Source organism: Candidatus Pelagibacter sp. (assembly GCF_052049995.1).
GTDB lineage: Bacteria > Pseudomonadota > Alphaproteobacteria > Pelagibacterales > Pelagibacteraceae > Pelagibacter.
Genome location: NZ_JBNGYX010000002.1, coordinates 160,189 through 182,273, shown reverse-complemented (window position 1 = coordinate 182,273; position 22,085 = coordinate 160,189). Strand labels below are relative to the sequence as shown.

Annotated in this window: 26 protein-coding genes and 1 tRNA gene; 16 read left to right on the top strand and 11 right to left on the bottom strand. The window is 29.2% G+C overall.

Going from position 1 to position 22,085, the window contains the following annotated elements; all coding sequences use genetic code 11:
- Positions 1-708 (top strand): FAD-dependent monooxygenase (locus ACTT9Y_RS03240; protein ID WP_440932984.1); only part of this gene is annotated, 708 nt, incomplete at its 5' end.
- 1 nt (position 709) lies between these two features.
- On the opposite strand, the gene ACTT9Y_RS03235 is transcribed toward ACTT9Y_RS03240, so the two are convergent.
- Positions 710-1,348 (bottom strand): LON peptidase substrate-binding domain-containing protein, encoded by a 639-nt coding sequence (locus tag ACTT9Y_RS03235; RefSeq protein WP_440932983.1) that lies wholly within the window; start codon positions 1,346-1,348, stop codon positions 710-712.
- A gap of 47 nt (positions 1,349-1,395) precedes the next feature.
- Here ACTT9Y_RS03235 and ACTT9Y_RS03230 point away from each other — a divergent pair, with 47 nt between their 5' ends.
- From ACTT9Y_RS03230 to ACTT9Y_RS03220, 3 genes are all read left to right on the top strand, one after another.
- The gene (locus ACTT9Y_RS03230) at positions 1,396-2,250 is read left to right on the top strand and encodes a sulfotransferase domain-containing protein (protein ID WP_440932982.1); all 855 of its coding nucleotides are present in this window, start codon (positions 1,396-1,398) and stop codon (positions 2,248-2,250) included.
- 61 nt (positions 2,251-2,311) lie between these two features.
- Positions 2,312-2,386 (top strand) — tRNA-Gly (locus ACTT9Y_RS03225).
- A gap of 19 nt (positions 2,387-2,405) precedes the next feature.
- Positions 2,406-2,750 carry a 4a-hydroxytetrahydrobiopterin dehydratase gene (locus ACTT9Y_RS03220; RefSeq protein ID WP_440932981.1) on the top strand — a complete coding sequence of 115 codons (345 nt, stop codon included), beginning with the start codon at positions 2,406-2,408 and terminating at the stop codon, positions 2,748-2,750.
- Here the strand turns inward: ACTT9Y_RS03220 and purH are convergent.
- The 6 genes from purH to ACTT9Y_RS03190 all read right to left on the bottom strand — a co-directional run bounded on the left by purH (position 2,740) and on the right by ACTT9Y_RS03190 (position 9,092).
- On the bottom strand, positions 2,740-4,278 hold the full coding sequence (gene purH / locus ACTT9Y_RS03215; RefSeq protein ID WP_440932980.1) for a bifunctional phosphoribosylaminoimidazolecarboxamide formyltransferase/IMP cyclohydrolase: 1,539 nt from the start codon (positions 4,276-4,278) through the stop codon (positions 2,740-2,742). The two genes, ACTT9Y_RS03220 and purH, sit on opposite strands and share 11 nt — an antisense overlap.
- Positions 4,278-5,903 (bottom strand): heparinase II/III family protein, encoded by a 1,626-nt coding sequence (locus ACTT9Y_RS03210; protein ID WP_440932979.1) that lies wholly within the window; start codon positions 5,901-5,903, stop codon positions 4,278-4,280. Before ACTT9Y_RS03210 ends, purH begins: the two co-directional genes overlap by 1 nt.
- Positions 5,904-5,907: 4 nt before the next feature.
- On the bottom strand, positions 5,908-6,567 hold the full coding sequence (rpe, locus tag ACTT9Y_RS03205) for a ribulose-phosphate 3-epimerase (RefSeq protein ID WP_440932978.1): 660 nt from the start codon (positions 6,565-6,567) through the stop codon (positions 5,908-5,910).
- A gap of 34 nt (positions 6,568-6,601) precedes the next feature.
- Positions 6,602-6,952 (bottom strand): hypothetical protein, encoded by a 351-nt coding sequence (locus tag ACTT9Y_RS03200; RefSeq protein WP_440908504.1) that lies wholly within the window; start codon positions 6,950-6,952, stop codon positions 6,602-6,604.
- A gap of 68 nt (positions 6,953-7,020) precedes the next feature.
- The gene (locus ACTT9Y_RS03195) at positions 7,021-8,835 is read right to left on the bottom strand and encodes a sodium:solute symporter family protein (RefSeq protein ID WP_440908630.1); all 1,815 of its coding nucleotides are present in this window, start codon (positions 8,833-8,835) and stop codon (positions 7,021-7,023) included.
- Positions 8,832-9,092 (bottom strand): DUF4212 domain-containing protein, encoded by a 261-nt coding sequence (locus tag ACTT9Y_RS03190; RefSeq protein WP_271560210.1) that lies wholly within the window; start codon positions 9,090-9,092, stop codon positions 8,832-8,834. The genes ACTT9Y_RS03195 and ACTT9Y_RS03190 overlap by 4 nt, the downstream gene beginning before the upstream one ends.
- A gap of 135 nt (positions 9,093-9,227) precedes the next feature.
- On the opposite strand from ACTT9Y_RS03190, the gene ACTT9Y_RS03185 reads away from it, so the two are divergent.
- A complete protein-coding gene (locus tag ACTT9Y_RS03185) occupies positions 9,228-9,851 on the top strand; it encodes an esterase (protein WP_440932977.1) in 624 nt (207 codons plus the stop codon).
- Here the strand turns inward: ACTT9Y_RS03185 and acs are convergent.
- Together acs and ACTT9Y_RS03175 are read right to left on the bottom strand one after the other, a co-directional pair.
- Positions 9,848-11,944 carry an acetate--CoA ligase gene (gene acs / locus ACTT9Y_RS03180; RefSeq protein WP_440932976.1) on the bottom strand — a complete coding sequence of 699 codons (2,097 nt, stop codon included), beginning with the start codon at positions 11,942-11,944 and terminating at the stop codon, positions 9,848-9,850. The two genes, ACTT9Y_RS03185 and acs, sit on opposite strands and share 4 nt — an antisense overlap.
- Positions 11,945-11,959: 15 nt before the next feature.
- Complete coding sequence (locus ACTT9Y_RS03175; RefSeq protein ID WP_440932975.1) at positions 11,960-12,373, bottom strand: EVE domain-containing protein; 414 nt, start codon at positions 12,371-12,373, stop codon at positions 11,960-11,962.
- Between the two features lie 91 nt (positions 12,374-12,464).
- Between ACTT9Y_RS03175 and ACTT9Y_RS03170 the strand changes: the two genes are divergently transcribed.
- On the top strand, positions 12,465-13,007 hold the full coding sequence (locus tag ACTT9Y_RS03170) for a 2OG-Fe(II) oxygenase (RefSeq protein WP_440932974.1): 543 nt from the start codon (positions 12,465-12,467) through the stop codon (positions 13,005-13,007).
- A 5-nt stretch (positions 13,008-13,012) separates the two neighbouring features.
- Here the strand turns inward: ACTT9Y_RS03170 and tsaD are convergent, their stop codons facing one another.
- Positions 13,013-14,086 (bottom strand): tRNA (adenosine(37)-N6)-threonylcarbamoyltransferase complex transferase subunit TsaD, encoded by a 1,074-nt coding sequence (tsaD, locus tag ACTT9Y_RS03165; protein WP_440932973.1) that lies wholly within the window; start codon positions 14,084-14,086, stop codon positions 13,013-13,015.
- A 54-nt stretch (positions 14,087-14,140) separates the two neighbouring features.
- Between tsaD and hemC the strand changes: the two genes are divergently transcribed.
- The 10 genes from hemC to ACTT9Y_RS03115 are packed head-to-tail and all read left to right on the top strand — an operon-like array spanning position 14,141 to position 21,107.
- Positions 14,141-15,058, top strand: a complete 918-nt coding sequence (gene hemC / locus ACTT9Y_RS03160; protein ID WP_440932972.1) for a hydroxymethylbilane synthase — start codon at positions 14,141-14,143, stop codon at positions 15,056-15,058.
- 1 nt (position 15,059) lies between these two features.
- Complete coding sequence (locus tag ACTT9Y_RS03155) at positions 15,060-15,758, top strand: uroporphyrinogen-III synthase (RefSeq protein ID WP_440932971.1); 699 nt, start codon at positions 15,060-15,062, stop codon at positions 15,756-15,758.
- Between the two features lie 2 nt (positions 15,759-15,760).
- Entirely contained in the window at positions 15,761-16,846 is a 1,086-nt protein-coding gene (locus tag ACTT9Y_RS03150) for a mechanosensitive ion channel family protein (protein WP_440932970.1), read from the top strand.
- Positions 16,843-17,133, top strand: coding sequence for a YggT family protein (locus tag ACTT9Y_RS03145; protein WP_023854572.1), 291 nt, complete (start codon positions 16,843-16,845; stop codon positions 17,131-17,133). The genes ACTT9Y_RS03150 and ACTT9Y_RS03145 overlap by 4 nt, the downstream gene beginning before the upstream one ends.
- A 9-nt stretch (positions 17,134-17,142) precedes the next feature.
- Entirely contained in the window at positions 17,143-17,988 is an 846-nt protein-coding gene (locus ACTT9Y_RS03140; protein WP_440932969.1) for a bifunctional 5,10-methylenetetrahydrofolate dehydrogenase/5,10-methenyltetrahydrofolate cyclohydrolase, read from the top strand.
- A gap of 38 nt (positions 17,989-18,026) precedes the next feature.
- Complete coding sequence (locus ACTT9Y_RS03135; protein ID WP_440925847.1) at positions 18,027-18,230, top strand: hypothetical protein; 204 nt, start codon at positions 18,027-18,029, stop codon at positions 18,228-18,230.
- Positions 18,231-18,233: 3 nt separating this feature from the next.
- Entirely contained in the window at positions 18,234-18,509 is a 276-nt protein-coding gene (locus tag ACTT9Y_RS03130) for an SHOCT domain-containing protein (RefSeq protein WP_440932968.1), read from the top strand.
- Positions 18,510-18,520: 11 nt separating this feature from the next.
- Complete coding sequence (locus ACTT9Y_RS03125) at positions 18,521-19,408, top strand: alpha/beta fold hydrolase (RefSeq protein ID WP_440932967.1); 888 nt, start codon at positions 18,521-18,523, stop codon at positions 19,406-19,408.
- Positions 19,386-20,177, top strand: coding sequence for a TauD/TfdA dioxygenase family protein (locus ACTT9Y_RS03120; protein ID WP_440932966.1), 792 nt, complete (start codon positions 19,386-19,388; stop codon positions 20,175-20,177). Before ACTT9Y_RS03125 ends, ACTT9Y_RS03120 begins: the two co-directional genes overlap by 23 nt.
- Positions 20,178-20,180: 3 nt before the next feature.
- Positions 20,181-21,107 carry an AEC family transporter gene (locus tag ACTT9Y_RS03115; RefSeq protein WP_440932965.1) on the top strand — a complete coding sequence of 309 codons (927 nt, stop codon included), beginning with the start codon at positions 20,181-20,183 and terminating at the stop codon, positions 21,105-21,107.
- On the opposite strand, the gene ACTT9Y_RS03110 is transcribed toward ACTT9Y_RS03115, so the two are convergent.
- On the bottom strand, positions 21,102-22,085 hold the full coding sequence (locus ACTT9Y_RS03110) for an MBL fold metallo-hydrolase (protein WP_440932964.1): 984 nt from the start codon (positions 22,083-22,085) through the stop codon (positions 21,102-21,104). The two genes, ACTT9Y_RS03115 and ACTT9Y_RS03110, sit on opposite strands and share 6 nt — an antisense overlap.

Below are 22,085 nucleotides of genomic sequence, written 5' to 3'. Positions count from 1 at the left end.
CTTCCAAATCTTAAAAATTATAATCTTGTAATTAATACTGATTATTTAAATCCAATTACAAAAAAATTTTTTTATAAATTAATAACTAAAAAATATAATAGTTTCGCATATACGACTTTAGTCCATCATGAAAAAGTTAATAACAATATTGCAAGGCAAATTTTTACTAAAAGAGGTCCTTTAGCTTTTTTGCCAGTATCAAATAGTTTAACTTCAGTTGTTTATTCATTACATAACAAAATAAACGAAAAAACAGAAAATATAAAAAACTTAATAAATAAATATAATTTTCATTATAAATTAACTAAAATTGAAAAAATTGATTCTTTTGAGTTGAATTCACTTAATTTAAGATCTTATTATCATCATAACATTTTAGCTTTTGGTGATTTGCTTCATAGAATACACCCCTTGGCAGGACAAGGTTTTAATATGACAATTAGAGACATAAAAATACTTGTGGGTATAATTCGTTCTAGAAATAAACTTGGTTTACAATTAGATAATTCAATAAATATTGAATTTCAGAATACTTTGAGACATAAAAATCTTCTATTTTCTAGTGGAATAGATTTTATTCACGAATTTTTTAATTTTGAAAGGAAAACCAATAATAAGTTTTTAAGTAAGTCTGTTCAGTTATTAGGAAAAAATCCATTCATGAATAAAATTTTTATGAATGTAGCAGATAAAGGGTCACTGTTATAAACTATTGAAGAGTAGTATTGTCAAAAATATCATGTGTATAAGTCTTTAAAATTTCAGCAATTTTATTTTTTCTTATATCCAGATTTTGTGCCTCTAATAGTACTTGTTTTTCCTCTAAAGAAAATGGTGAGGCCATAGCCAAAGCATTTATAGTTTCATCCAAACTTTGTTTTTCTAATGCTTTCCAGTTAATTATAAATCCTTTTTTTTCAAACAAGGATTTTAAATCTTTAAATATTAATTCAAGATCTGAAAATTTTATACTTTCTTTTCTATCAATAAGGTCTTCTAAGAATTTACTGTAATCTATATTAAACATTCTATATTTTTTACCGGAGGTTATTTCCTCAATTATATTAAATCTTAATATACCTTTTAGTTCAATTAGATAGCGACCATCATCAGTTTTATTAAAGCTTGTTATTTTTCCAAGACATCCAACTTTATAAACTATAGGTGGACTTTGATTATTTTTTTTTATTTTTGGTTGTACCATACCTATAAATTTATTTGATTTTATAACATCATTAACCATATCTATGTACCTTGGTTCAAATATATTTAATGGTACAGTTGTTTTTGGAAACATGATAAAATTACTCAAAGGAAAAACAGGAATTTTAGTTGGGAAATTATTCATGTTTTATTAATAACAAATTATAAAATATTCATCTATAGTATTTATTTATGATTTTATGGATAGCATCATATCCCAAGAGCGGAAACACATGGTTGAGAGCATTAATAAGCTCATATTATTATTCAAAAGATGGTGTATTTAATGAGAGTTTGTTACCAAAAATAGACCAATTCCCGACAAAAAAATATTTAAATAATTTTAATTTTGATAAAAACGTAATTGGGGATACTTGTAAACATTGGATTAAAGCTCAGGAGGAAATAAATAGAGAAAAAAAAATAAGGTTTTTTAAAACTCATAATGTATTTGGAAAAATAAATAATTATGATTTTACAAATAAGGAAAACTCGATTGGATGTTTATATATTGTAAGAGATCCAAGAAATGTATTTACATCAATTAAAAATCACTATGAACTTGACGATGAAAAAGCGTTAGAATGGATGACTAATAATAAACAATTTTTGTATAATGTGGAAAAAGTAAAAGAGGATGGCTTTAGTGATTTCCAATTTATCAGTTCATGGAATATGAATTATTTATCCTGGAAAGTACAAAAAAAAATACCTTTAAAATTTATAAGATATGAGGATTTATTAAATGAAACTTATGCGGTTTTTGTAGATGTACTGGAGTTTATTAATTCTCTAACAAATATTAGTGAAAAAATAAATAAATCAAAAGTAAAAATTGTACTTAAAACTACAACTTTTGAAAAATTAAAACAAAATGAAAATGAAAAAGGATTTTCAGAGGCAATCCAATCTCAGTTAAATAAAAGTAACAAAATTCCCTTTTTTAATCTTGGTCCAAAGAATGATTGGAGAAAAATTTTAGATGAAGTTTTAAAAGAAAAAATAGAAAATATTTTTAAAAAAGATATAAAAGATTTATCATATTAATCTAGAAGAATAATTAATACTTGAAATTATAAATCTCACTAAATATAATCATTTTATAAATGCGGGCATAGCTCAGTGGTAGAGCGTCTCGTTGCCAACGAGAAGGTCGAGGGTTCGACCCCCTTTGCCCGCTCCAATAAACTAAAAGTAAATTTATGAGTGATTTAGCAGATAAAAAATGTGTACCATGTGAAGGAAATATTCCTCCTTTTAAGACTGAGGAAATACACAAATATCTTAAGAAAGTTGATGGTTGGCAGGTTATAGAAGATAAAATTGATGGATTTCATTTAATTAAAAATTTTAAGTTTGATAATTTTTTAGAAAGTCAAGAATTTGTAAACAAAGTTGGAGAAATAGCTGAAGTTGAAGGCCATCACCCTGATTTATGGTTTGGATGGGGATATGCGAGAATTAAAATATTTACACACGCGATAAAAGGGTTAGCAGAAAGTGATTTCATTCTTGCAGCAAAAATAGATAAAATATCTAATGTCTAAAGTGTCTTGTTTTTGAAAACAACAACACTGTATCTGTTTCATTGGCAAAATTAATTATTTCTTTGTCTCTTAATGATCCAGCTGGTTGGACTACCGCTCTAACACCAGATTGAATTAATTTTTCAATACCATCCACAAAGGGGAAAAATGCATCTGACGCAGCTACCAAATTATCATTCTGAAGATTAAATTTCTTCATTTTATTAATTGCCATTTGACAACTGTCTAGCCTACTTGGTTGACCAGAACCGATTCCAACAGTTGTTTCATTAGAAGCTAACACTATTGCATTTGATTTTACATATCTGCATACATTAAAAGCAAATATAAGATCTCTAAGTTGTCTTGATGTTGGTTTTCTTTTAGATACAATTTTGAAATTTTTGATCGAAAATAAACCTAAGTCTTCTGATTGTATCATTATACCTTGGTTAAATGATACAAACTTAAGGAGTTCTTCTGATGTATAATTCGTACTATCAATTAATCTTAAATTTTTTTTAGCTCTTAATATTCTGATTGCATTACTATCAAAACCATTTGCGACTATTACTTCCAAAAATAATTTATTTAATTCTGAAGCTAAATTTCCTGTAATTTTAAAATTACAAGAAACTATACCACCAAAAGCACTAACCGGATCGCAGGAAAGAGCAGACTTGTAACTTTCTAAATGGTTCTTTTTACTGGAAACCCCACAGGGGTTTGAATGTTTAACTATAACCGTTCCTTGACCTTTTGGCAAAGACCTCGAAATAGTTAGAGCACTAAATATATCATTATAATTGTTATAACTTAGTTGTTTTCCATGAATTTGTTTTAAATTTGTATTCAAACTACTTGAATAGATTGCACTTTTTTGATGAGGATTTTCTCCATATCTAAGTTTTTCTGTAAGATTTCCATGCAAAACTTTTTTCTTAGGAAAAATAGTATTTGTTTTTTTATTAAAATAGTCAGAAATAACGGAGTCATAATAAGCTGTTTCAGTAAAAGCTATACTTGATAGCTTTTCTCTAAAACTTAAGGAAGTAGATCCTTTGAATTTTTTTAATTCTTCAATTAATTCATCATACTGGTCTGAAGAAGTTATTACTGTCACATCATTATAGTTTTTAGCTGCAGACCTAACCATTGTAGGGCCACCTACATCAATATTTTCTATAATTTTTTTATGGTTTTTTGTTTTTTTAAGAGTGTTCTCAAATGGATAAAAATTAACAACTACTAAATCAATATTCTCAAAACCATTATCTTTTAGATCTTTTAAGTGAGATTTTTTCTTTCTCTTATTTAAAATTCCTGCATGGATTTTTGGATGAAGAGTTTTTACTCTACCCTCCAAAATCTCAGGAGAATTCGTAAAATCAGATACTTCTAAACAATTAAATTTTAATCTTTTAATCTCTTTATAAGTACCACCTGAGCTAATTATTTTAATTTTGTTCTTTTTTAAAATATTTAATAATGGTTTTAAGTTATTTTTATCAGATACAGAGATGAGAGCTGTTTTGATTTTTTTCTTCATTATAATTTACTTATTTCCCACTTTATTATCTGTTCTTTTTCATTATTCATACCTGAGATAAAAATATTTTGGTTTTCTTTATATGAATTTTTATTACCGAAATATAAACCATTATCAATATTAATATCAAAGTTATCACAACTAAACTTCCAACCTTCCTCATCTAATTCAATTAGTATTGATTTGTTATCTTGTGTTTTCATTACTTTTGAGTTTGGATCAAGATGAAATCTAATATCAAATTTAATTTCTTTATTTGGATTTTTTCTAAATAACTTATCATAGCCAATAAATTTCATTTGTTCTGGATAGAACTCAATTTCTCTCTCATAAATTGTTCCAAATTTAATTGAATATCCATCGTGTGTACCTGATATTTTCCAAAAATTATTTTCAAAAACCACATTTTTTTTTGAAACTTTCAGCCCTCTGTCAATAATCAAATTTTTCTGATGCTTTGTAAAATTACATGAAGAGTAATCCTCAATAGTTAAAGCAGAATGTAGAGAAGTACTTCTTGATAATTTATTTAATTTATTATTTTTATCTGAGTAATAACCGGCATTTGAAATTAATTTTTTATCATGTGAAAATATTTCAAATGATAATGCACCTGCTTGATAGTCATTGGAAAAGGTCTTATTAGGACTAGAACCGATATCAGCAGCAAGAATAATTTTTTTATTCTTAAGTATTGCATAACCTCCTAGTTCATTAATTTGATTTTTAAAATTGTAACCAAACCTTTTCAAGTATTGATCAAACTCGTTATTATCGGAAGAATAATTACCATTAAAAAAAATATCATGTTTTATATTTTGCCAAATGAAAGCGTAACTTGAGCCTAAATAGTAGATAGTTTCATCAATATATTCAGGGATTAAACTTTGAGATTCCTTGAACCACTCTCTTATTATTATAAAATATTTTAAATAAAATATTAATTGTCTGATATTTCTTGATTTTGTAAAACCTTGATTATCGATTGAGGATTTAATTATATTTTTTAATAAATTTAATCCAAAAGTAAGATATTGTCTTTCATTCTTATAAGCCAGGCCAGTCAAAATTATTGCAGCACACCCAATCATCTTATTTTCTATTTCTTTTGGGTTTTTTATTTCATTTAACAAATGATTAGTTTGTTTCTGAATCATGTGATCAAAAGTAGATCTATATTCTTGATCACTATCTTCATACGTTAGTTGATGATTTGATAACCATGAAATAATTCTTTTTGCTGTTAAATCAAATTCCCAACTCTTTTTTTGATATTTGGTGTTATTTGAAATCCAGTTTTTTATAACTGTTTGTGTAGTTTTTTTGGAAGATTTTAAATCTAAGCTGAAAAACCAAAAAAAATTATTTAATTTTTCATAATCTTTAGGATTTAAATTATTTTGCCAAATTGATTCAATAGCAAAATCTTCAATTTTATATTTTTTATTTTGATATTTAATTATAGATGAAAGTAAATGAGGACTAGGTTTGTATTCAAAGCTATTTTTGAAAGTTTTTGATATTTGTCTCTCGTAAAAATTTGAATTTTGATAAATTGATTTAAAACTCTCTTTTATATTAAAATAAAATTGACCCAAAATGCCTAAGGAATTTGTATTAATCATTAACTTATTTTAATTTTAATAAATTAATATTTTTTTTTATATCTCCATCATTACTTTTGAATACCGTAGTACCCGAAACAAGTATGTTTGCACCAGCATCAATTGCACTTTTGCAATTATCAAAATTGATTCCACCATCAATTTCTATGTCAAAATCTAACTTTTTTTGTTCTTTAATTTTTTTTAGATCTTTGATTTTATCCAAAACTTCTGGCATAAATTTTTGACCTCCAAATCCAGGATTTACACTCATAATTAAAACTAAATCAATTTGATCTAAAAGATCTAATATTAAATCAATTTTAGATTCAGGATTAAGTGAAACTCCAACTTTTTTATTTTTTTCTTTTATCTTTTTAATTGAATTTTCTAAATTATCAGTTGCCTCGGGATGAATAGTAATTATATCTGCTCCTGCATCGGCGTAAGCATCTATATATTTATGAACTGGTGATATCATTAAATGAACATCAAATTTTAATGAACAATGTTTTCGAAGAGCTTTTATTACAGGTGGCCCAATTGTTAAATTAGGAACAAAATGACCATCCATTACATCCACATGAATCATATCAGCACCGCCTTCTTCAAGTCTTTTTATTTCTGTACCTAACTGACTAAAATCAGCAGATAAAATTGATGGTGAAATTTGTATATTTTTCATTGATTACTAAATTTACTAGTATCAATTTTAAAAATTAAAATGAATTAAAAAATTGGTAAATTTGTCTAGAAATTTCACTCTCCAAAGGAAATGACAACATTCCCATCACTGAATAGCCTAAGATCCAAGGCATTAGATAAAATCTAATCATGTAGAAAAACCAAGCAACATACAAGGGCACCAATGGCCCAATGATAAATGAAGGTGTGATTGGTTTAAATAATTTTATTAAAGGGTTGGTATATTTTACGAATACTCTCATGAAAAAAAATTGAGAGTCCTCTTTTTGGAATATATTCATCGCTACTCTTCCAATAAGAGTCCACATGATAATCCCAAGCAAATAATCAATAAAATATATTAAAGGATGAAAATTTGCTGACATTCAAAATTTATATTGGAAAATTTATTGAAATAAAAGGGGCGAAATTAATCGCCCCTTTAAAAGATTATTTAGTGTGATTTACCAAGAATTGATTTACCACTCGGTACACGTACATCATCAACCATTTTTTGAGTAGCTTTATCTGGCTCTGCAGTCATTAAACTAACTATCACCATTAAAACTAAACTAACAGCTGATCCGAAGATACCAAATGTTAACTGTGTAATTCCTAGGAATCCACTTCCACCAGTTCGTACCCAAACTAAGTACCACGCACCGGCGATTAGACCACCTAGCATACCAGCAATCGCACCTTGTCTATTAGCTCTCTTCCACCATACACCAAGTACAAGTGGGAAGAACAATCCAGACATTGCAAAATCAAAAGCCCAGATAACCGAACCTAAGATTCCTTGAATCTCCATTGCTGCAATAGTTGCTCCAGCAAAACCAATTATTACAAGTAGTACCCTTGCAACAAGTAGTCGTTTTGCAGTTTCCGCTTTTGGATCAATGATCTTATAGTAAACATCATGTGATATAGCGTTTGCAATTGCTAGAATCAAACCGTCAGCAGTAGACATGGCAGCTGCCATACCTCCTGCAGCAACTAGACCTGAAATTACATAAGGTAATCCAGCTATCTCTGGAGTTGCTAATACAACGGCTTTACCACCCATGAAGAACTCATTTAATTCAAGAGTTCCATTTCCGTTAAAGTCGCTGATAAACATTAGGTTTGCTTGGTTCCAGTTTTGGTACCAATCTATCGCTTCCACTTCTGCAAATGTCTTACCGATAATACCTGTTGGTAAATTCGGGTCGATCAATGATAACTTAGATAATGTAGCTAACATTGGAGCAGAAGAATAAAGTAGGAAGATAAAGAATAATGACCAACCTACTGATTTTCTAGCTGCTTTTACACTTGGAGTAGTAAAGTATCTCATCATCACGTGCGGTAATGAAGCTGTTCCCATCATCATCGCTAATGCTAATGAAATAAATGCCCAAGGTGTAGCATTCACTGCAGAGTGAGCTTTAGTTATTCCTGCTAAGCCTTTAGGTACTGTTTTTAGATCAGCAGCTGCGTTTTTAACAAAACCAAACTGTTGTTCTAATTCACCAATTCTAGCTACCTCATCAGCTAACATAAAGTGAGGGAAGAAACCCGCACCCATTTTGTTACTGATCCAGAATACTGGAAGTAGGTAAGCTATAATCAGTACGATATATTGTGCAACCTGTGTCCAAGTTACCCCTCTCATACCACCTAACATTGAACATAATAAGATACTTATTAGTCCAACATAAACTGCGTATTGGAATGGGATATCAAGTGCAACAGATGCAATAGTACCTGTAGCGTTAATTTGTGCAGTCACATAAGTAAATGAAGCAACAGTTAAAACTACTACTGCGCTAAATCTTGCTAGATTACCACCGTATCTTGTACCTATAAAATCTGGGACTGTATAACAGCCAAATTTTCTTAAGTATGGTGCTAATAAAGATGCAACAAGCACGTAACCACCAGTCCAACCTACAAGTAGAGCCATATAGCCGTAACCTTTAAAGTAAATACCACCTGCCATTGCAACGAATGATGCACCAGACATCCAGTCTGCTGCAGTCGCCATTCCGTTGAAGACTGTTGGTACTTGCCTTCCAGCTACATAATATGCATCTGCTTGGGCTGTTCTTGATAGATAACCGATTAATGCATAGATGAATACAGTAAATGCAACAAAAGCGATACCGATCGTTTTAGCTGTCATACCCATCTGTTCAGCAATTGCCATAATGATTATGAAACCTACAAATCCTCCTGTATAGATTCCGTAAATCTTAGGCAAATTATCTATGAAATTACCTTTCATTATTCGTCCTCTCTTTCGCTAAAGCCGAACTCTTCATCGATTTTTTCTTGTCTATTCGCAAACCAGAAAATTAGGATTACAAATGCACCAAGAGATCCCTGACATGTAAACCAGTATGTCCACGGATAACCGAAAGGTCCTGTGACCTCGTTCATTTCAGCTCCAAAGAGAAAGATGCCAATTGAGAAAACAAACCAGATTGCCAGTGTTATAAATAACAATCCCCTGGTTTTTTCCCAGTGTTTTTGTTGATTTGACATTTATACCTCTCTATTTAGTTATAACTGGTTGAAACCATAACCATTATGAAGGTTTTGAAAAGACCTAAAATTCACCATATTAGGTACTTATTTACTTACTTTTTTAAGATATAATTGGCGCACTTACAAATTTACATGGGAAAATACAAATTAACTTGGAGAGACATAAAACTTGAGGATTTCAAAACATATTTATTCGCCATGTTTAAGGCGTTTATTCCAAAGAAAAAAATAAAAACTTTAGATGAATTAGAACAATTTATTCAAACTAAATCTGCCTGGGCTACTCAAGTTACTTTATATAATTATCTAAAAACTAGAATGGGAACAAGATATGTTCTTCACTTTGACAATGATGAATTTATGTCATCAGTAAATCTTGCTAAATGGAATATTTATTCGGTTGCATTACAAGATTTAACTTTTTTTACTTTTTCGTATTTAAAAGTTAATTTTAATTATCAGGATATTCATAAAGCAAATGAAATTTTTAATAAAATTTTAGATGACGAAATTTCTAACAAGATGCCGCTAGATATTATTGATGAAGCTAGGAAAAGTTTTGATGAAAGATTGGATAAAATAAATTGGGATATTTATTATCAAGACTTACCTTTTAATCCTAGTGCACTCTCTTTATATAAATGGGCTCCGATTGCAGATGAATTAAAAACTTTAGATCGAAAGATCGTTTTAAATTCGATGATTTTAAAATGGGATGTTGTTAAACAAGAGTTTAAAGATTTAATTCAGTTTTAAATATTTTTTCTATTTTCAACTAAACTATCAACAACACTTGGATCCGCTAGAGTAGTGGTGTCTCCTAATTGACCATGTTCATTTGCAGCAATTTTTCTTAAAATCCTTCTCATTATTTTTCCGGACCTTGTTTTAGGAAGACCTGGAGTGAAATGAATTAGATCTGGTGTTGCAAGTGGTCCAATTTGTTTTCTTACCCAAAGTTTAAGATCTCTCTCAAGTTCGCCAGTTTCATTTTCTCCTGCATTCAAGGTCACATAACAATATAATCCATTACCTTTAATATCATGGGGATAACCAACCACAGCAGCTTCAGCTACTTTTGGATGAGCAACAAATGCACTTTCAATTTCAGCAGTCCCTAGATTATGACCAGAAACAATAATTACGTCATCTACACGACCAGTGATCCAGTAATATCCATCTTTATCTCTTCTGCATCCATCACCTGTAAAATATTTGCCATTAAATTGAGAAAAGTATGTATCGATAAATCTTTGATGATCACCGTAAACAGTTCTCATTTGTCCAGGCCATGATTGAGCGATACAAAGTCTTCCTTCTCCAGCTCCTTTAATTTCTTTACCGTTTTTATCAACAAGGACTGGCTTAATTCCATAGAAAGGTTTTGTTGCAGACCCAGGTTTAAGAGGAATAGCACCTGTTTGAGGAGCAATCATTATACCTCCGGTTTCTGTTTGCCACCAAGTATCTACAATTGGGCATTTAGAATTACCCACAGTTTTATAATACCACATCCAAGCTTCTGGATTTATTGGTTCTCCTACAGTTCCTAAAAGTTTAAGTGATTTTCTAGATGTTTTTTTAACAGGTTTATCACCTTCACGCATCAAAGCTCTAATTGCAGTTGGAGCTGTATAAAAAGTATTTACTTTATATTTATCAACTATTTGCCACCACCTTGAACTATCAGGATAATTTGGAATGCCTTCAAACATTATAGTCGTTGCACCATTCGAAAGTGGTCCGTAAATAATATAACTATGTCCTGTTACCCATCCAATATCGGCTGTACACCAATAAATATCTTTTGGTTTGTAGTTAAAAATATATTGATGTGTCATTGATGCATAAACCATATAACCACCAGTAGTATGAAGAACACCCTTAGGTTTACCTGTTGAACCAGAAGTATATAAAATAAATAACGGATCCTCTGCATTCATTTCTTCAGGTTCACAATGATTAGGAACGTCTTTAATTAAATCATGATACCAAACATCTCTATTTTGATCCCAGTTGATGTAATTTCCAGTTCGTTTAACAACAATACATTTTTTAACGTTTGGACAACCCATTAAAGCTTCATCGACTGTATATTTCAGTGGTATAGTTTTTCCACCTCTCACTCCTTCATCAGCAGTGATTATATATTCAGATTCGCAATCATTCACTCTTCCAGAGATAGAGTCTGCTGAAAAACCTCCAAAAATAATTGAATGTACTGCACCAATTCTTACACAAGCCAGCATTAAAATTGCTAACTCTGGTATCATCGTTAAATAAATTGTTACTCGGTCACCTTTTTTAATTCCTAATTTCTTTAAACCATTTGCAGCTTTAGAAACTTTTTGATAAAGCTGTTTATAAGAAATTTTTTGACTATCTTTTGGATCGTCTCCTACCCAAATAATAGCAGTTTTATCTTTTTTATCTTTTAAATGTCTATCAATACAATTTGCTGAAGCGTTTAAAGTACCATCTTCAAACCATTTAATTTTGACTTCTTTTGTACTGTATTTTACGTCTTTAATTTTTTTATAAGGTTTTATCCAAGTAATTCTTTTTCCCTCTTTTCTCCAAAATTCATCATTACTCTTTATAGATTGAGAATATTTTTGTTGATATTTACTTTTATTTGCTAAGCTGCTTTTAACCCACTCTGGTTTTGTTTTAATAACAACTTCGGGAGGTGTATTTCCGTTTTCTTTTTTTGCTTTAATTTTTTTTTTTAATTTTTTGGAAGTTTTTTTTCTAACTTTAGATTTTTTTTTAACTTTTTTTGAGGTTTTTTTTCTAACTTTAGACCTTTTTTTTCTTACCTTGCTTTTCTTCTTCTTTTTTTTTGGCATAGGATAATTTTTTTTTTAAATTCTACTCATGTTATTTATAATTTTCCAGCTTTTATAATCAACAGGCATTACAGAAAGCCTGCTTTGATTTATAAGAGCTAAATGGCTTAAATCCTTATTTTTTTTAATGCTTTCGAGTGTGATAGGCTTTGAAAATTTAGACTTAAATTGAACAGTAACGGCAACAAACCTCCCTGTTTTGTCTGTTTTATCTATATAAGACTCTTTAATAACTTTTACTATTCCAACTATCTCTTTTCCAATATTTGAATGATAAAAAAAACAAAGATCTCCATTCCTCATACTTTTTAAATTCTTTGCAGCCTGATAATTTCTTACACCATCCCAAGCTGCACCTTTCATTCCAGCTTTTTTTTGCTGGTTAATTGACCAAACATTTGGCTCAGACTTTAGTAACCAATATTTCATTGCCTCTTTATATAATTAATTATCTTGTATTTATAATGTTTTTTTAAATTACTCATTGTATGACAAAAAATAATTGATAACTTATTATTTTATGAGAGCAGCAAATTATTCATCAATGAATATATTTAACGAAAATCAAGTTAAAGAAATCAATAAAGTAATTAAATCAAATTTTGTAGAGGGAAAAGATGATTTTGCAGTAGATTCTCATAAAACATCTGATGTTAAATTTATATATTTGGGAAAAATTCAAAAATATATTTTTCCATTTATAGATTTTTGTCAAACAGCAAACAACAATTTTTTTGGTTTTGACCTTCATTCTTTAACATCTTTAAAAAAATTAAATTATAATATCTATGATGAAGGTACCGAATATAGTTGGCATATAGATGCTGTACCTAGAGATCCGGTGAGAGATATCAAGTTGACTGCTTTATTAAATTTATCTGAAGAGTCCTATGAAGGTGGTGAATTAGTTTTATTTAGAGCAAATGAAATAATTTGTACTGAATTTAATAAACCTGGAAGCGCAATTATATTTCCATCATTTATAAATCACAAAGTTAATAAAATAACGTCAGGTAAACGACATACCTTAGCGATCTGGCTTTCTGGTCCAAAATTTAGATAATAAATTTAAATTTTTACTCCGGCACCTTTGAGAAACGCTGCATGTTCATCTAATGGCCATCTTGGTTTTGCTGGATAATCTAAATTATTAAACTGATTTAGTTTAAATTTTTCTAAACCTACCATTGCAATCATAGCAGCATTATCCCCACAAAACTCTATAGGAGGAAAAATACTTTTATAATTATTTTCTTCACATAAATTATTTAACATGGACCTAATTTTTTTATTTGCTGCAACCCCTCCAGCAACGACGAAAATTTTTTCATTTAATTCATTTATTCTCTCAAATTCATCAAAAGCAATCTTTGTTTTTTTATATAAAATTTCCTCAATTGTTTTTTGAAAAGATGCTGCAAGATCACATTTATCTTGTTCTGATTTAATTGTTTTGCTTATCTTTAGAACAGCAGTTTTTAGACCTGCAAAAGAAAGATTACATCCTCCTTTGTTAAAAATTGGTTTAGGTAAATCATATTTTTTGGGGTCACCTTTTTCAGCCAAAATTTCTATTTGAGGTCCCCCTGGAAATTCTATTCCTAAAATTTTTGCTGTTTTATCAAACGCTTCACCTAAAGCGTCATCAATAGTTGTTCCTAATCTTTTATATTTACCAAGGTTCTGGACACTTAAATATTGTGAGTGCCCGCCAGAAATTAAAAGAAGTAAATATGGATAATTTAAATTTGTATTTAGTTTTGGACTTAAAGCATGTCCCTCTAAATGGTTAACTGCGATAAAAGGTTTATTCATTGCTGAAGCGAAAGCTTTACCAAAGCTTAATCCAACCGATAGACATACAATCAATCCAGGACCAGCTGTAGAAGCAACTGCATCTATTTCATCAATTTTTTTACCACTTTCGTTAATAGCTTTTTTGACAATCCAATCAATTTTTTCAATGTGTGAACGAGCTGCTAGTTCAGGAACAACACCACCAAACTCCCTATGAACCTCTACTTGGCTAGAAACAACATTCGACAAAACAACTGGGAATCCTTCTTCATTTTCAGTTATTAAAGAAGCTGCAGTTTCATCACAACTAGATTCTATTCCAAGAATTAAGGGTTTTTTGCTCATACAAATAGTTTTTAATAATTGTACAATCTTAATACAAGTAAGAAATAAATTTTTATGAGAAAAAAAATAATAATTGGATCTAGAGGTAGCAAGCTTGCCTTACTTTATGCTCAACAAGCCAAAAATAAAATTATTGAAAATACTAATTTTGGTAATAACGACATTTTAATTAAGTCAATTACAACAAAAGGTGATGAGGTACAAAATACAAGATTATCAGAGATTGGTGGTAAAGGTTTGTTTTCTAGTAATATTGAAAAAGAACTTCAGTTAAAAAATATTGATATTGCAGTTCATGCGCTGAAAGATATGCCAGCTAATGAGACAAAAGGATTAAGGACTGATTCTTTTCTTGAAAGAAATGACCCTAGGGAAATTTTAATTACAAAGGATAAAAAGAAACTTAAAGACTTAGATCAAAAATCAATTGTAGGAACCTCATCATACAGAAGAGAATTTCAAATAAAAAAAATTAGACAAGATTTAAACTGCAAATTAATAAGAGGAAATGTGGATACTAGAATTAGAAAGTTAAACGAAGGAATATATGATGCAATTATATTATCTTATACAGGTATTAAATTTTTAAAATTTGAAAATGAAATTTCTGAAATTTTTTCAACTGAAGAAATAATTCCTAGTGCAGGACAAGGTGTAATTGCTCTTCAGTGCAGGGAGAATGATGATGAGATAATTTCTATTTTAAACAAAATTAATCATCATGAAACATATAAAAGAGCTCACCTTGAGAGAAATATTTTAAAAGTTCTAGATGGAGATTGTGAAACAGCAATTGGCGCTCATTCAGAGGTTGATGGAGATAAGATTATAGTAGAGGCTGAACTTTTTTCTTTAGATGGCAAACAAAGATTTTATGAAAAAAAAGTTGGTAATCTGAATGATTTTAAAGAACTTGGTAAAGAAGTTGGAATACTTTTAAAAACAAAATCAAAGAATTCATATAAAAGATAGTATGCATATTTTATTAACTAGACCATTGGAAGATTGTTCTGAAATGATATTGAAATTTCAATCGTTAGGACATCAAGTTTCTCATCTACCATTAATAAGAATTGAAAAAGTTAATTATAAAGAAATTAACTTTTCTGAATATGGTGGAATTATTTTTACCAGTGCAAATGCAGTAAAATTCTTAAACAAAGAAAGATTAGATAAAAACATTAAATGCTTTTGTGTTGGAAACGCTACAGAAAATAAAGCAAGAAGTGTTGGTTTTCAAAATACAATTGCGGCAGAAGGAAATGTTACAAACTTAAAGGAGTTAATTATACAAAGTTATGAGTCCAAAAATATAGAATTACTTTACGTTAGTGGTGAAATAATATCTGTTGATTTAGATCAACAGTTATTAAGTGATGGTTTTAAGGTAAAAAGAATTATTAATTACAGAGTAGATCATAATCAAAAATTTGATGAGAAATTTGTTAATGAATTAAAATTAAATATGCCTGATATGGTCTATGTTTACTCTCAAAATAGTGCGTCAAGTTTCTTAAATTTTATAAAGATTTACCAAACCGAAAATTTATGGATGAATACAAATTTGATGTGTATAGGCGAAAAAACCTCGTCAATACTTAACGAAATCAAATGGAAAAAGATTTTTCTTTTTAACCCTGGAGAAGAAGAGTTTTTGTTATATAAAATTTAGAAATGGAATTAATTAATAATTTTTCGGAGATATTTTTATCAGTATGGAATAAAGGAATTCTTGGTGTTGATATTTTTCAAATCTTAATTGGTATTGGAATATTTTTAGTATTTTTAATTTTTAGAGGTCTAATAAGCAAATTAGTTATTAAAAAATTAGAAATTATCTCTAAAAGAACAACGAATAAATTAGATGATACTTTTGTTCAATCACTTGTAGGTCCAGCAAGATTTTTACCAATTGTATTAGGATTTTTTATTGCAAGCTACTACATGACTTTCTCACTAGAAGGAAGAGAAGTGGTAGATACAATTAATAGAACGTTGATCACTATTTTAATTTTTTGGGTAATTCACCAAATCATAGAACCAATTTCATACATACTTAGTGGTTTAGATAAATTGTTAACAAGAGAACTTATTGGCTGGATAATTAAATCGCTAAAAATTTTAATTTTTATTTTAGGTTTAGCAGCAGTTTTAGAATTGTGGGGAATTAAAATAGGTCCAATCATTGCGGGTCTTGGATTGTTTGGTGTTGCTGTAGCATTAGGGGCACAAGATTTATTCAAAAATTTAATATCAGGAATTTTAGTTTTAGTTGAAAAGAGATTTAAAATTGGAGACTGGATAGCTGTCGAGGGTATTATTGAAGGTGTAGTAGAAAAGATTGGATTTAGATCAACAACAATTAGAAAATTTGACAAATCTCTTGCTATCATTCCTAATTTTCAATTTGCCGAAAACGCAGTTGTAAATGTAAGTGAAACTTCAAATTGGTTAATCAGTTGGATTATTACACTTCAATATGACACTACGGTAGATCAGTTAAAAAAAATTAGAGATGAAATCGAAAAACATATTAATTCAAGCGAAGATTACAATACCTCAATTGGTGTTGCGGTAAGAGTTGATAAATTTTCTGATAGTTCAATAGATATGTATGTAAGATGTTTTACAAAAACAGGAAGTTGGAATAATTGGCTTGATGTTAAAGAAAGATTAGCAATTGCGATTAAGGAAATTGTAGAAAAAAATGGTGCTTCATTTGCTTTCCCAAGTCAGTCGATTTACGTTGAGAAAAAATGATAGCTATTTTTTATTTGGTTTTACAAATTTTAAAATTGTACTCTTATGTTGTAATCGCTAATGTTATTGTAAGTTGGTTAATAGCATTTAACGTTCTTAATACTCAAAATAGGTTTGTTTATGCAATTTTAGAGTTGAGTTATAAATTAACCGAGCCTTTCCTGAATAAAATTAGACGTTTTTTGCCAAATTTAGGTTCACTAGATATTTCTCCAATCATTCTTCTTTTATTGATTTGGTTTATCGAAATGTGTATGAAGCTGTACATCGCACCAATGATTTTTTAAAAGAGAAATATGATTTTAATTGATGGAAAAAAAGCAGCCGCAGAATTAAGAGCAGAGTTAAAGGAAGAAGTTGCAGAGTTAAAATCAAAACATAATAAAGTACCAGGTTTAACAGTAATACTGATTGGTGATTTAACACCTAGTCAGATTTATGTAAGAAATAAAGAGAAGTCAGCAAATGAGGTAGGATTAAAATCTGAAGTAATTAAATATCCAGACTCAGTTGAAGAAAAGACTGTTCTAGAAAAAATCCAAGAACTAAATAGCGATGAAACTGTTTCAGGAATTTTAGTTCAACTTCCCTTACCTAAACACATTGATAAGCAGAAGGTTATAGAAGCTATTGATCCCTCAAAAGACGTAGATGGATTTCATCCAATGAATGTAGGTAATCTTTCATCTGGTTATGAAAGTTCAATACCTTGTACCCCGCTTGGATGTTATTTGTTGATAAAAAAAATTGAACCTAATTTAAGTGGTAAAAAAGCTGTGGTTGTGGGTAGATCGAATTTAAATGGTAAACCTATGACACAACTTCTTTTAAAAGAAAATTGCACCGTAATTATAACTCATTCAAAAACTAAAGATTTAAAAGCTGAATGTTTAGAGGCAGATATAATTGTTGCAGCTGTAGGTATACCCGAACTTGTTAGAGGAGATTGGGTTAAAAAAGATGCTATTGTTATTGATGTTGGTATAAATAAAACTGATAAAGGTATAGTTGGTGATGTACATTTTGATGAAGTTTCAAAAAATGCAAAAGCACTTACACCAGTTCCAGGCGGTGTAGGTCCAATGACCATTGCTTGTTTACTTAAAAATACCATAGACTGTTTCAAAAGATCGCAAATTTAATAATTAAACCCCAAGATGTAATCTGTTAGTTTATTAGGATGAAAAAACCTAAGCGACCTTACAGATTTGGAATAATTTTTTTACTTCTTACTGTTCCACCTATTGGAGCAACCCAGCTAGGTTGGTATTTGCATGACATGCAAACAGGTTTTGATTATGGTATGATTGTAGGCACAATATCAGTGATTTATGCTGCATATTTGATGTATGAAAAAAACTGGCGTGAAGAGGATGAAGATTAAATTATGGAAAAAATAATTTTTTTTGGATTGGTTATTCCTATTATGGCTTATGTTTTATACTTAGGTGGAATGGCAATAATGAATGGTTTTAAATCTAAGGAAGCTAATAGAGCTGAGAAAGAGGAAGCTGAAAGTGAGGGTGGGGAGACAAGCGAAACTTCTGATGAACAAAGCAGCAATTTAAGTGATGAACTTACCAAATTGAATGATTTAAAAGAAAAAGGAATTATTTCTCAAGAGGAATTTGAAAAGGCGAAAAATAAACTATTAAATAATTAAATAGTTTAATCATGTTTAATGGTTTTAAAAAAAAATTTGTTAAAGTAAGCAAGGGTAAAATTTTTTGTAAATTTAAAGGTAACGGTCCCCCCTTATTATTACTTCATGGATATCCTCAAACACATGTGATGTGGCACAAGACTGCCCCTGAGCTTAGTAAATATTTCACTGTAATAGTTGCTGACCTTAGAGGATATGGAGATAGTTTAGTTTTACCTGGTGGTACTAATCATAAAAATTATTCTAAAAGAGAAATGGCTAAAGATATGGTTCAATTGATGAGTAAATTAAATTTTAAAAAATTTTTTGTTGCTGGACATGATAGAGGCGGGAGAGTTGCACATAGAATGGCAAGAGATTATAGAAATAAGATTATGGCTTTAAGTGTATTAGATATTTGTCCAACTCTAGATATGTACGAGCATACTGATATGAAATTTGCAAAAGGATATTTTCACTGGTTTTATTTAATACAGCCAGCACCTTTACCAGAGAAAATGATAATGGCAGATCCTAGAAGATGGTTAAAAAGTCGTTTTAATAGGTCATCAAAACTTGCGATTGGAAAAGTTGAAGATGAATATTTTAGAGCCTTTAAACAAAAAAAAAGAATTCATGCAACTTGTGAGGATTATAGGGCTGCTGCTACTATAGATTTAGAGCATGACAAAAAAGACAGAAAAAAAAAATTAAACATTCCTATACAAGTTTTGTGGGGTAAAAAGGGAGTTGTTGGAACGCAATTTAAATCAGTTAAAATTTGGCAAAAATACACAAACAAAAAAGTTTATGGATCAGAAATTAATTCAGATCATTTCATTCCAGAAGAGAGTCCTAAACAAACCATTAATCACTTAAAAAAATTTTTTTTAAAAAATGTTAAAAATAATTCCAAATAAAAAAAATATTGGAGCCGAAATAATTGTAAATTTAAAAGATATTACGAATAAAGATATTTTAAAAATTAAGAAAGCACTGAATAAATATGGAATGTTGTATTTTAAACAACAAGAATTAACTTCTAAATTTTATATTCAGTTTGCGAAATATTTTGGAAAATTAGCCAACTATCCAAGACTAAAAGGTTTAAATAAAAAATTTCCTCAAATTACTGTGGTGCAAAGAAAATCAACTGATAAAGGACCAAGTTTTGGTGAACAATTTCATACAGACTCGATTTATACAAAAAAACCACCAAGATTTACAATGTTGCTTTCTAAACTTGTGCCAAAAAAAGGAAAAGCTAATACAGAATTTTGTTCTCAATATCTTGCTTATAAAGAATTACCAAGTCCAATAAAAAGAAAATTTAAAAATATTAAAGGTAAATATTCCTCTGAGGGTCCAATCTCGGTTACAACAAAAGAAAGAGTAAAAGAAAAAGGAAAAAATATTAAAGAACTTAAATCTTCACATAAAATAATTAGGAAAATCAGCACAAATTATTCTATTTATTGCAGTCCAGGACATTTTGTTGGTTTTAGCTCAAAGATAAAAAATCAAGAAAAGTTAAAAAAATTTTTATTTAACCATCAAATTAAGAAGAAGTTTCAATTTTCTTTGCCTTGGGAAAAAAATCAATTGGCTATATGGGATAATAGATCTATGCTTCATCAAGCAACACCTTTCAAAGGAAATAGAATAATGCATAGAATAACAATCAAATAATTTATGTTCACAATTTTTTTAGGACTAACTCCATTTATATTTATTACTTTTTTAGGGTTTGTATTTGGTAAGTTAAAAGTCTTAGACCTTAGCCATGCTAAAATTTTAAATCTTTTCTTGTTCTATATTGCGGTACCAGCATTGATTATTAAGCTAATAGCACAAAATGAAATTGGGCAAGTAGATTTCAAACAAATTTTTTCTTATTTAATTATGCAATCGATATGTGGAATTATCGCTTACTTAATTACTTCAAAATATTTTAAAAGATCAATCCCAGAGTCAATAATTTGGGCTTTAACAGTTGCATTATCAAACCATGTGACTTTGCTTTTGCCAATAACAGAAATTTATTTTCAACAAAATGTAATTACACAAGTTGCAAGTATCATATTAATGGATGGGATAATTTTATTATCTATAATTGCTTTTTTTCTTGAATTATCTACAAAACAAAATGTAAATTTATTTAAATTTATTAAAAATTTATTTTTAAACCCATTTATTCTTTCAATAATTATAGGTTTATTATTTTTATTATTAAATTTAAATATTGATCAAACACCGATTGAATACACATTGTCAAAACTAGCAGCGTGTGTTTCACCAGTTGGATTGTTTGCAATTGGCATAATTCTCTCGTTTTATACTAAAAATGTAATTAACAAATTATCTGTTTCTATTTCGGTTTTAAAATTAGTCATTTCCCCCATAATTTTATTGTTAATTGGATTAGTGATTTTTAATGCAGGATTGCCAGCTGAAATACCAGGTGCTTTCTTTGTGAGTGTTGCGCCTTGCGGAGTTACCTCTATAGTTTTATGTGCAGCGTATAATGTAAGTCCCGAAAATATAATTAAAGCAATTTTTGTTTCCACTATTGCTTCTATAGGGACTATATTTTTTGCAATTAAGTATTTAACTCTATAACAATTTATCTAAAGGACTAACTTCTCCAATTTTAAAAATAATAGCATCTTCTTTACTAAAACCATATTTTTCAGCACTATCTTTAAATCTAATTGGTGGTTCCATAATTGGCTCTAATGACAAAACAAATGTTCCCCAATGCATTCCTAATACTTTTTTACTTTTTAGGTCCTGTGCAACATTCAAGGCTTCTTCAGGTGTAGTATGATAAATAGTTTTATCAAACATTGGTTTGAAATTATAAGCCCCAATATTAATCATTGTCAGATCTATAGGACCATATTTTTCACCTAGTTCTTTGTAGACTTCCCCATATCCGGTATCACATGCAAATAAAATTTTTTTATTTTTATGTTCTATTAAAAAATTACCCCACAAAGTTTTATTAGTATCCGTTAAACTTCTCTTTGACCAATGAACTGCAGGTAGTAAAGAAATTTTCAAATCCTCATTTATAATTATTTGATCATACCAATCCATTTCATTTACATCTTTATATCCTTTAAAATATTTACCAAGATTTAGAGGTGTTAATACTTTTACACTCTTGAAAGGAAAATTTCTAATTGTTGACATGTCCTGATGATCGTAATGATTATGAGTGAGTAAAAATATATCCGTTTTAGGTATCTCATTTAATTTTATTGCAGGATCAGTAAATCTTTTTGGACCAAAGATTAGTGGTCCAGCATTCTTTGAAAATACAGGATCTGTTATAATTGTAGTTCCACCTAATTTTATAAGATATGTCGCGTGACCTATCCAAGCAATATAATCATTATCTTTATATTTTTCTAAATCAGCTAATACTTTTTCTTTTTTAATCACATGTTCTTTTGGATAAGATAAATCAACTTTTTTTCTTAATTTACTGAAAGTTCTATAGGAAAATTTTCCTGATCCGGATATTATTACTGGAGATCCTTTTGGATTCCTGAAAGTACCATCAGGTAAATGATGATAAGGTCTTTCTTTCAT

What these genes read in the sequence shown, in the direction of transcription:
- tsaD (WP_440932973.1), bottom strand. Translation starts at nt 14,086, where the DNA reads ATGAGCAAAAAACCCTTAATTCTTGGAATAGAATCTAGTTGTGATGAA.
- ACTT9Y_RS03155 (WP_440932971.1), top strand. Translation starts at nt 15,060, where the DNA reads ATGCATATTTTATTAACTAGACCATTGGAAGATTGTTCTGAAATGATA.
- acs (WP_440932976.1), bottom strand. Translation starts at nt 11,944, where the DNA reads ATGCCAAAAAAAAAGAAGAAGAAAAGCAAGGTAAGAAAAAAAAGGTCT.
- ACTT9Y_RS03210 (WP_440932979.1), bottom strand. Translation starts at nt 5,903, where the DNA reads ATGATTAATACAAATTCCTTAGGCATTTTGGGTCAATTTTATTTTAAT.
- ACTT9Y_RS03170 (WP_440932974.1), top strand. Translation starts at nt 12,465, where the DNA reads ATGAGAGCAGCAAATTATTCATCAATGAATATATTTAACGAAAATCAA.
- rpe (WP_440932978.1), bottom strand. Translation starts at nt 6,567, where the DNA reads ATGAAAAATATACAAATTTCACCATCAATTTTATCTGCTGATTTTAGT.
- ACTT9Y_RS03175 (WP_440932975.1), bottom strand. Translation starts at nt 12,373, where the DNA reads ATGAAATATTGGTTACTAAAGTCTGAGCCAAATGTTTGGTCAATTAAC.
- ACTT9Y_RS03220 (WP_440932981.1), top strand. Translation starts at nt 2,406, where the DNA reads ATGAGTGATTTAGCAGATAAAAAATGTGTACCATGTGAAGGAAATATT.
- ACTT9Y_RS03145 (WP_023854572.1), top strand. Translation starts at nt 16,843, where the DNA reads ATGATAGCTATTTTTTATTTGGTTTTACAAATTTTAAAATTGTACTCT.
- ACTT9Y_RS03130 (WP_440932968.1), top strand. Translation starts at nt 18,234, where the DNA reads ATGGAAAAAATAATTTTTTTTGGATTGGTTATTCCTATTATGGCTTAT.
- ACTT9Y_RS03185 (WP_440932977.1), top strand. Translation starts at nt 9,228, where the DNA reads ATGGGAAAATACAAATTAACTTGGAGAGACATAAAACTTGAGGATTTC.
- ACTT9Y_RS03135 (WP_440925847.1), top strand. Translation starts at nt 18,027, where the DNA reads ATGAAAAAACCTAAGCGACCTTACAGATTTGGAATAATTTTTTTACTT.
- ACTT9Y_RS03230 (WP_440932982.1), top strand. Translation starts at nt 1,396, where the DNA reads ATGATTTTATGGATAGCATCATATCCCAAGAGCGGAAACACATGGTTG.
- ACTT9Y_RS03110 (WP_440932964.1), bottom strand. Translation starts at nt 22,085, where the DNA reads ATGAAAGAAAGACCTTATCATCATTTACCTGATGGTACTTTCAGGAAT.
- hemC (WP_440932972.1), top strand. Translation starts at nt 14,141, where the DNA reads ATGAGAAAAAAAATAATAATTGGATCTAGAGGTAGCAAGCTTGCCTTA.
- ACTT9Y_RS03115 (WP_440932965.1), top strand. Translation starts at nt 20,181, where the DNA reads ATGTTCACAATTTTTTTAGGACTAACTCCATTTATATTTATTACTTTT.
- purH (WP_440932980.1), bottom strand. Translation starts at nt 4,278, where the DNA reads ATGAAGAAAAAAATCAAAACAGCTCTCATCTCTGTATCTGATAAAAAT.
- ACTT9Y_RS03190 (WP_271560210.1), bottom strand. Translation starts at nt 9,092, where the DNA reads ATGTCAAATCAACAAAAACACTGGGAAAAAACCAGGGGATTGTTATTT.
- ACTT9Y_RS03125 (WP_440932967.1), top strand. Translation starts at nt 18,521, where the DNA reads ATGTTTAATGGTTTTAAAAAAAAATTTGTTAAAGTAAGCAAGGGTAAA.
- ACTT9Y_RS03200 (WP_440908504.1), bottom strand. Translation starts at nt 6,952, where the DNA reads ATGTCAGCAAATTTTCATCCTTTAATATATTTTATTGATTATTTGCTT.
- ACTT9Y_RS03150 (WP_440932970.1), top strand. Translation starts at nt 15,761, where the DNA reads ATGGAATTAATTAATAATTTTTCGGAGATATTTTTATCAGTATGGAAT.
- ACTT9Y_RS03235 (WP_440932983.1), bottom strand. Translation starts at nt 1,348, where the DNA reads ATGAATAATTTCCCAACTAAAATTCCTGTTTTTCCTTTGAGTAATTTT.
- ACTT9Y_RS03120 (WP_440932966.1), top strand. Translation starts at nt 19,386, where the DNA reads ATGTTAAAAATAATTCCAAATAAAAAAAATATTGGAGCCGAAATAATT.
- ACTT9Y_RS03140 (WP_440932969.1), top strand. Translation starts at nt 17,143, where the DNA reads ATGATTTTAATTGATGGAAAAAAAGCAGCCGCAGAATTAAGAGCAGAG.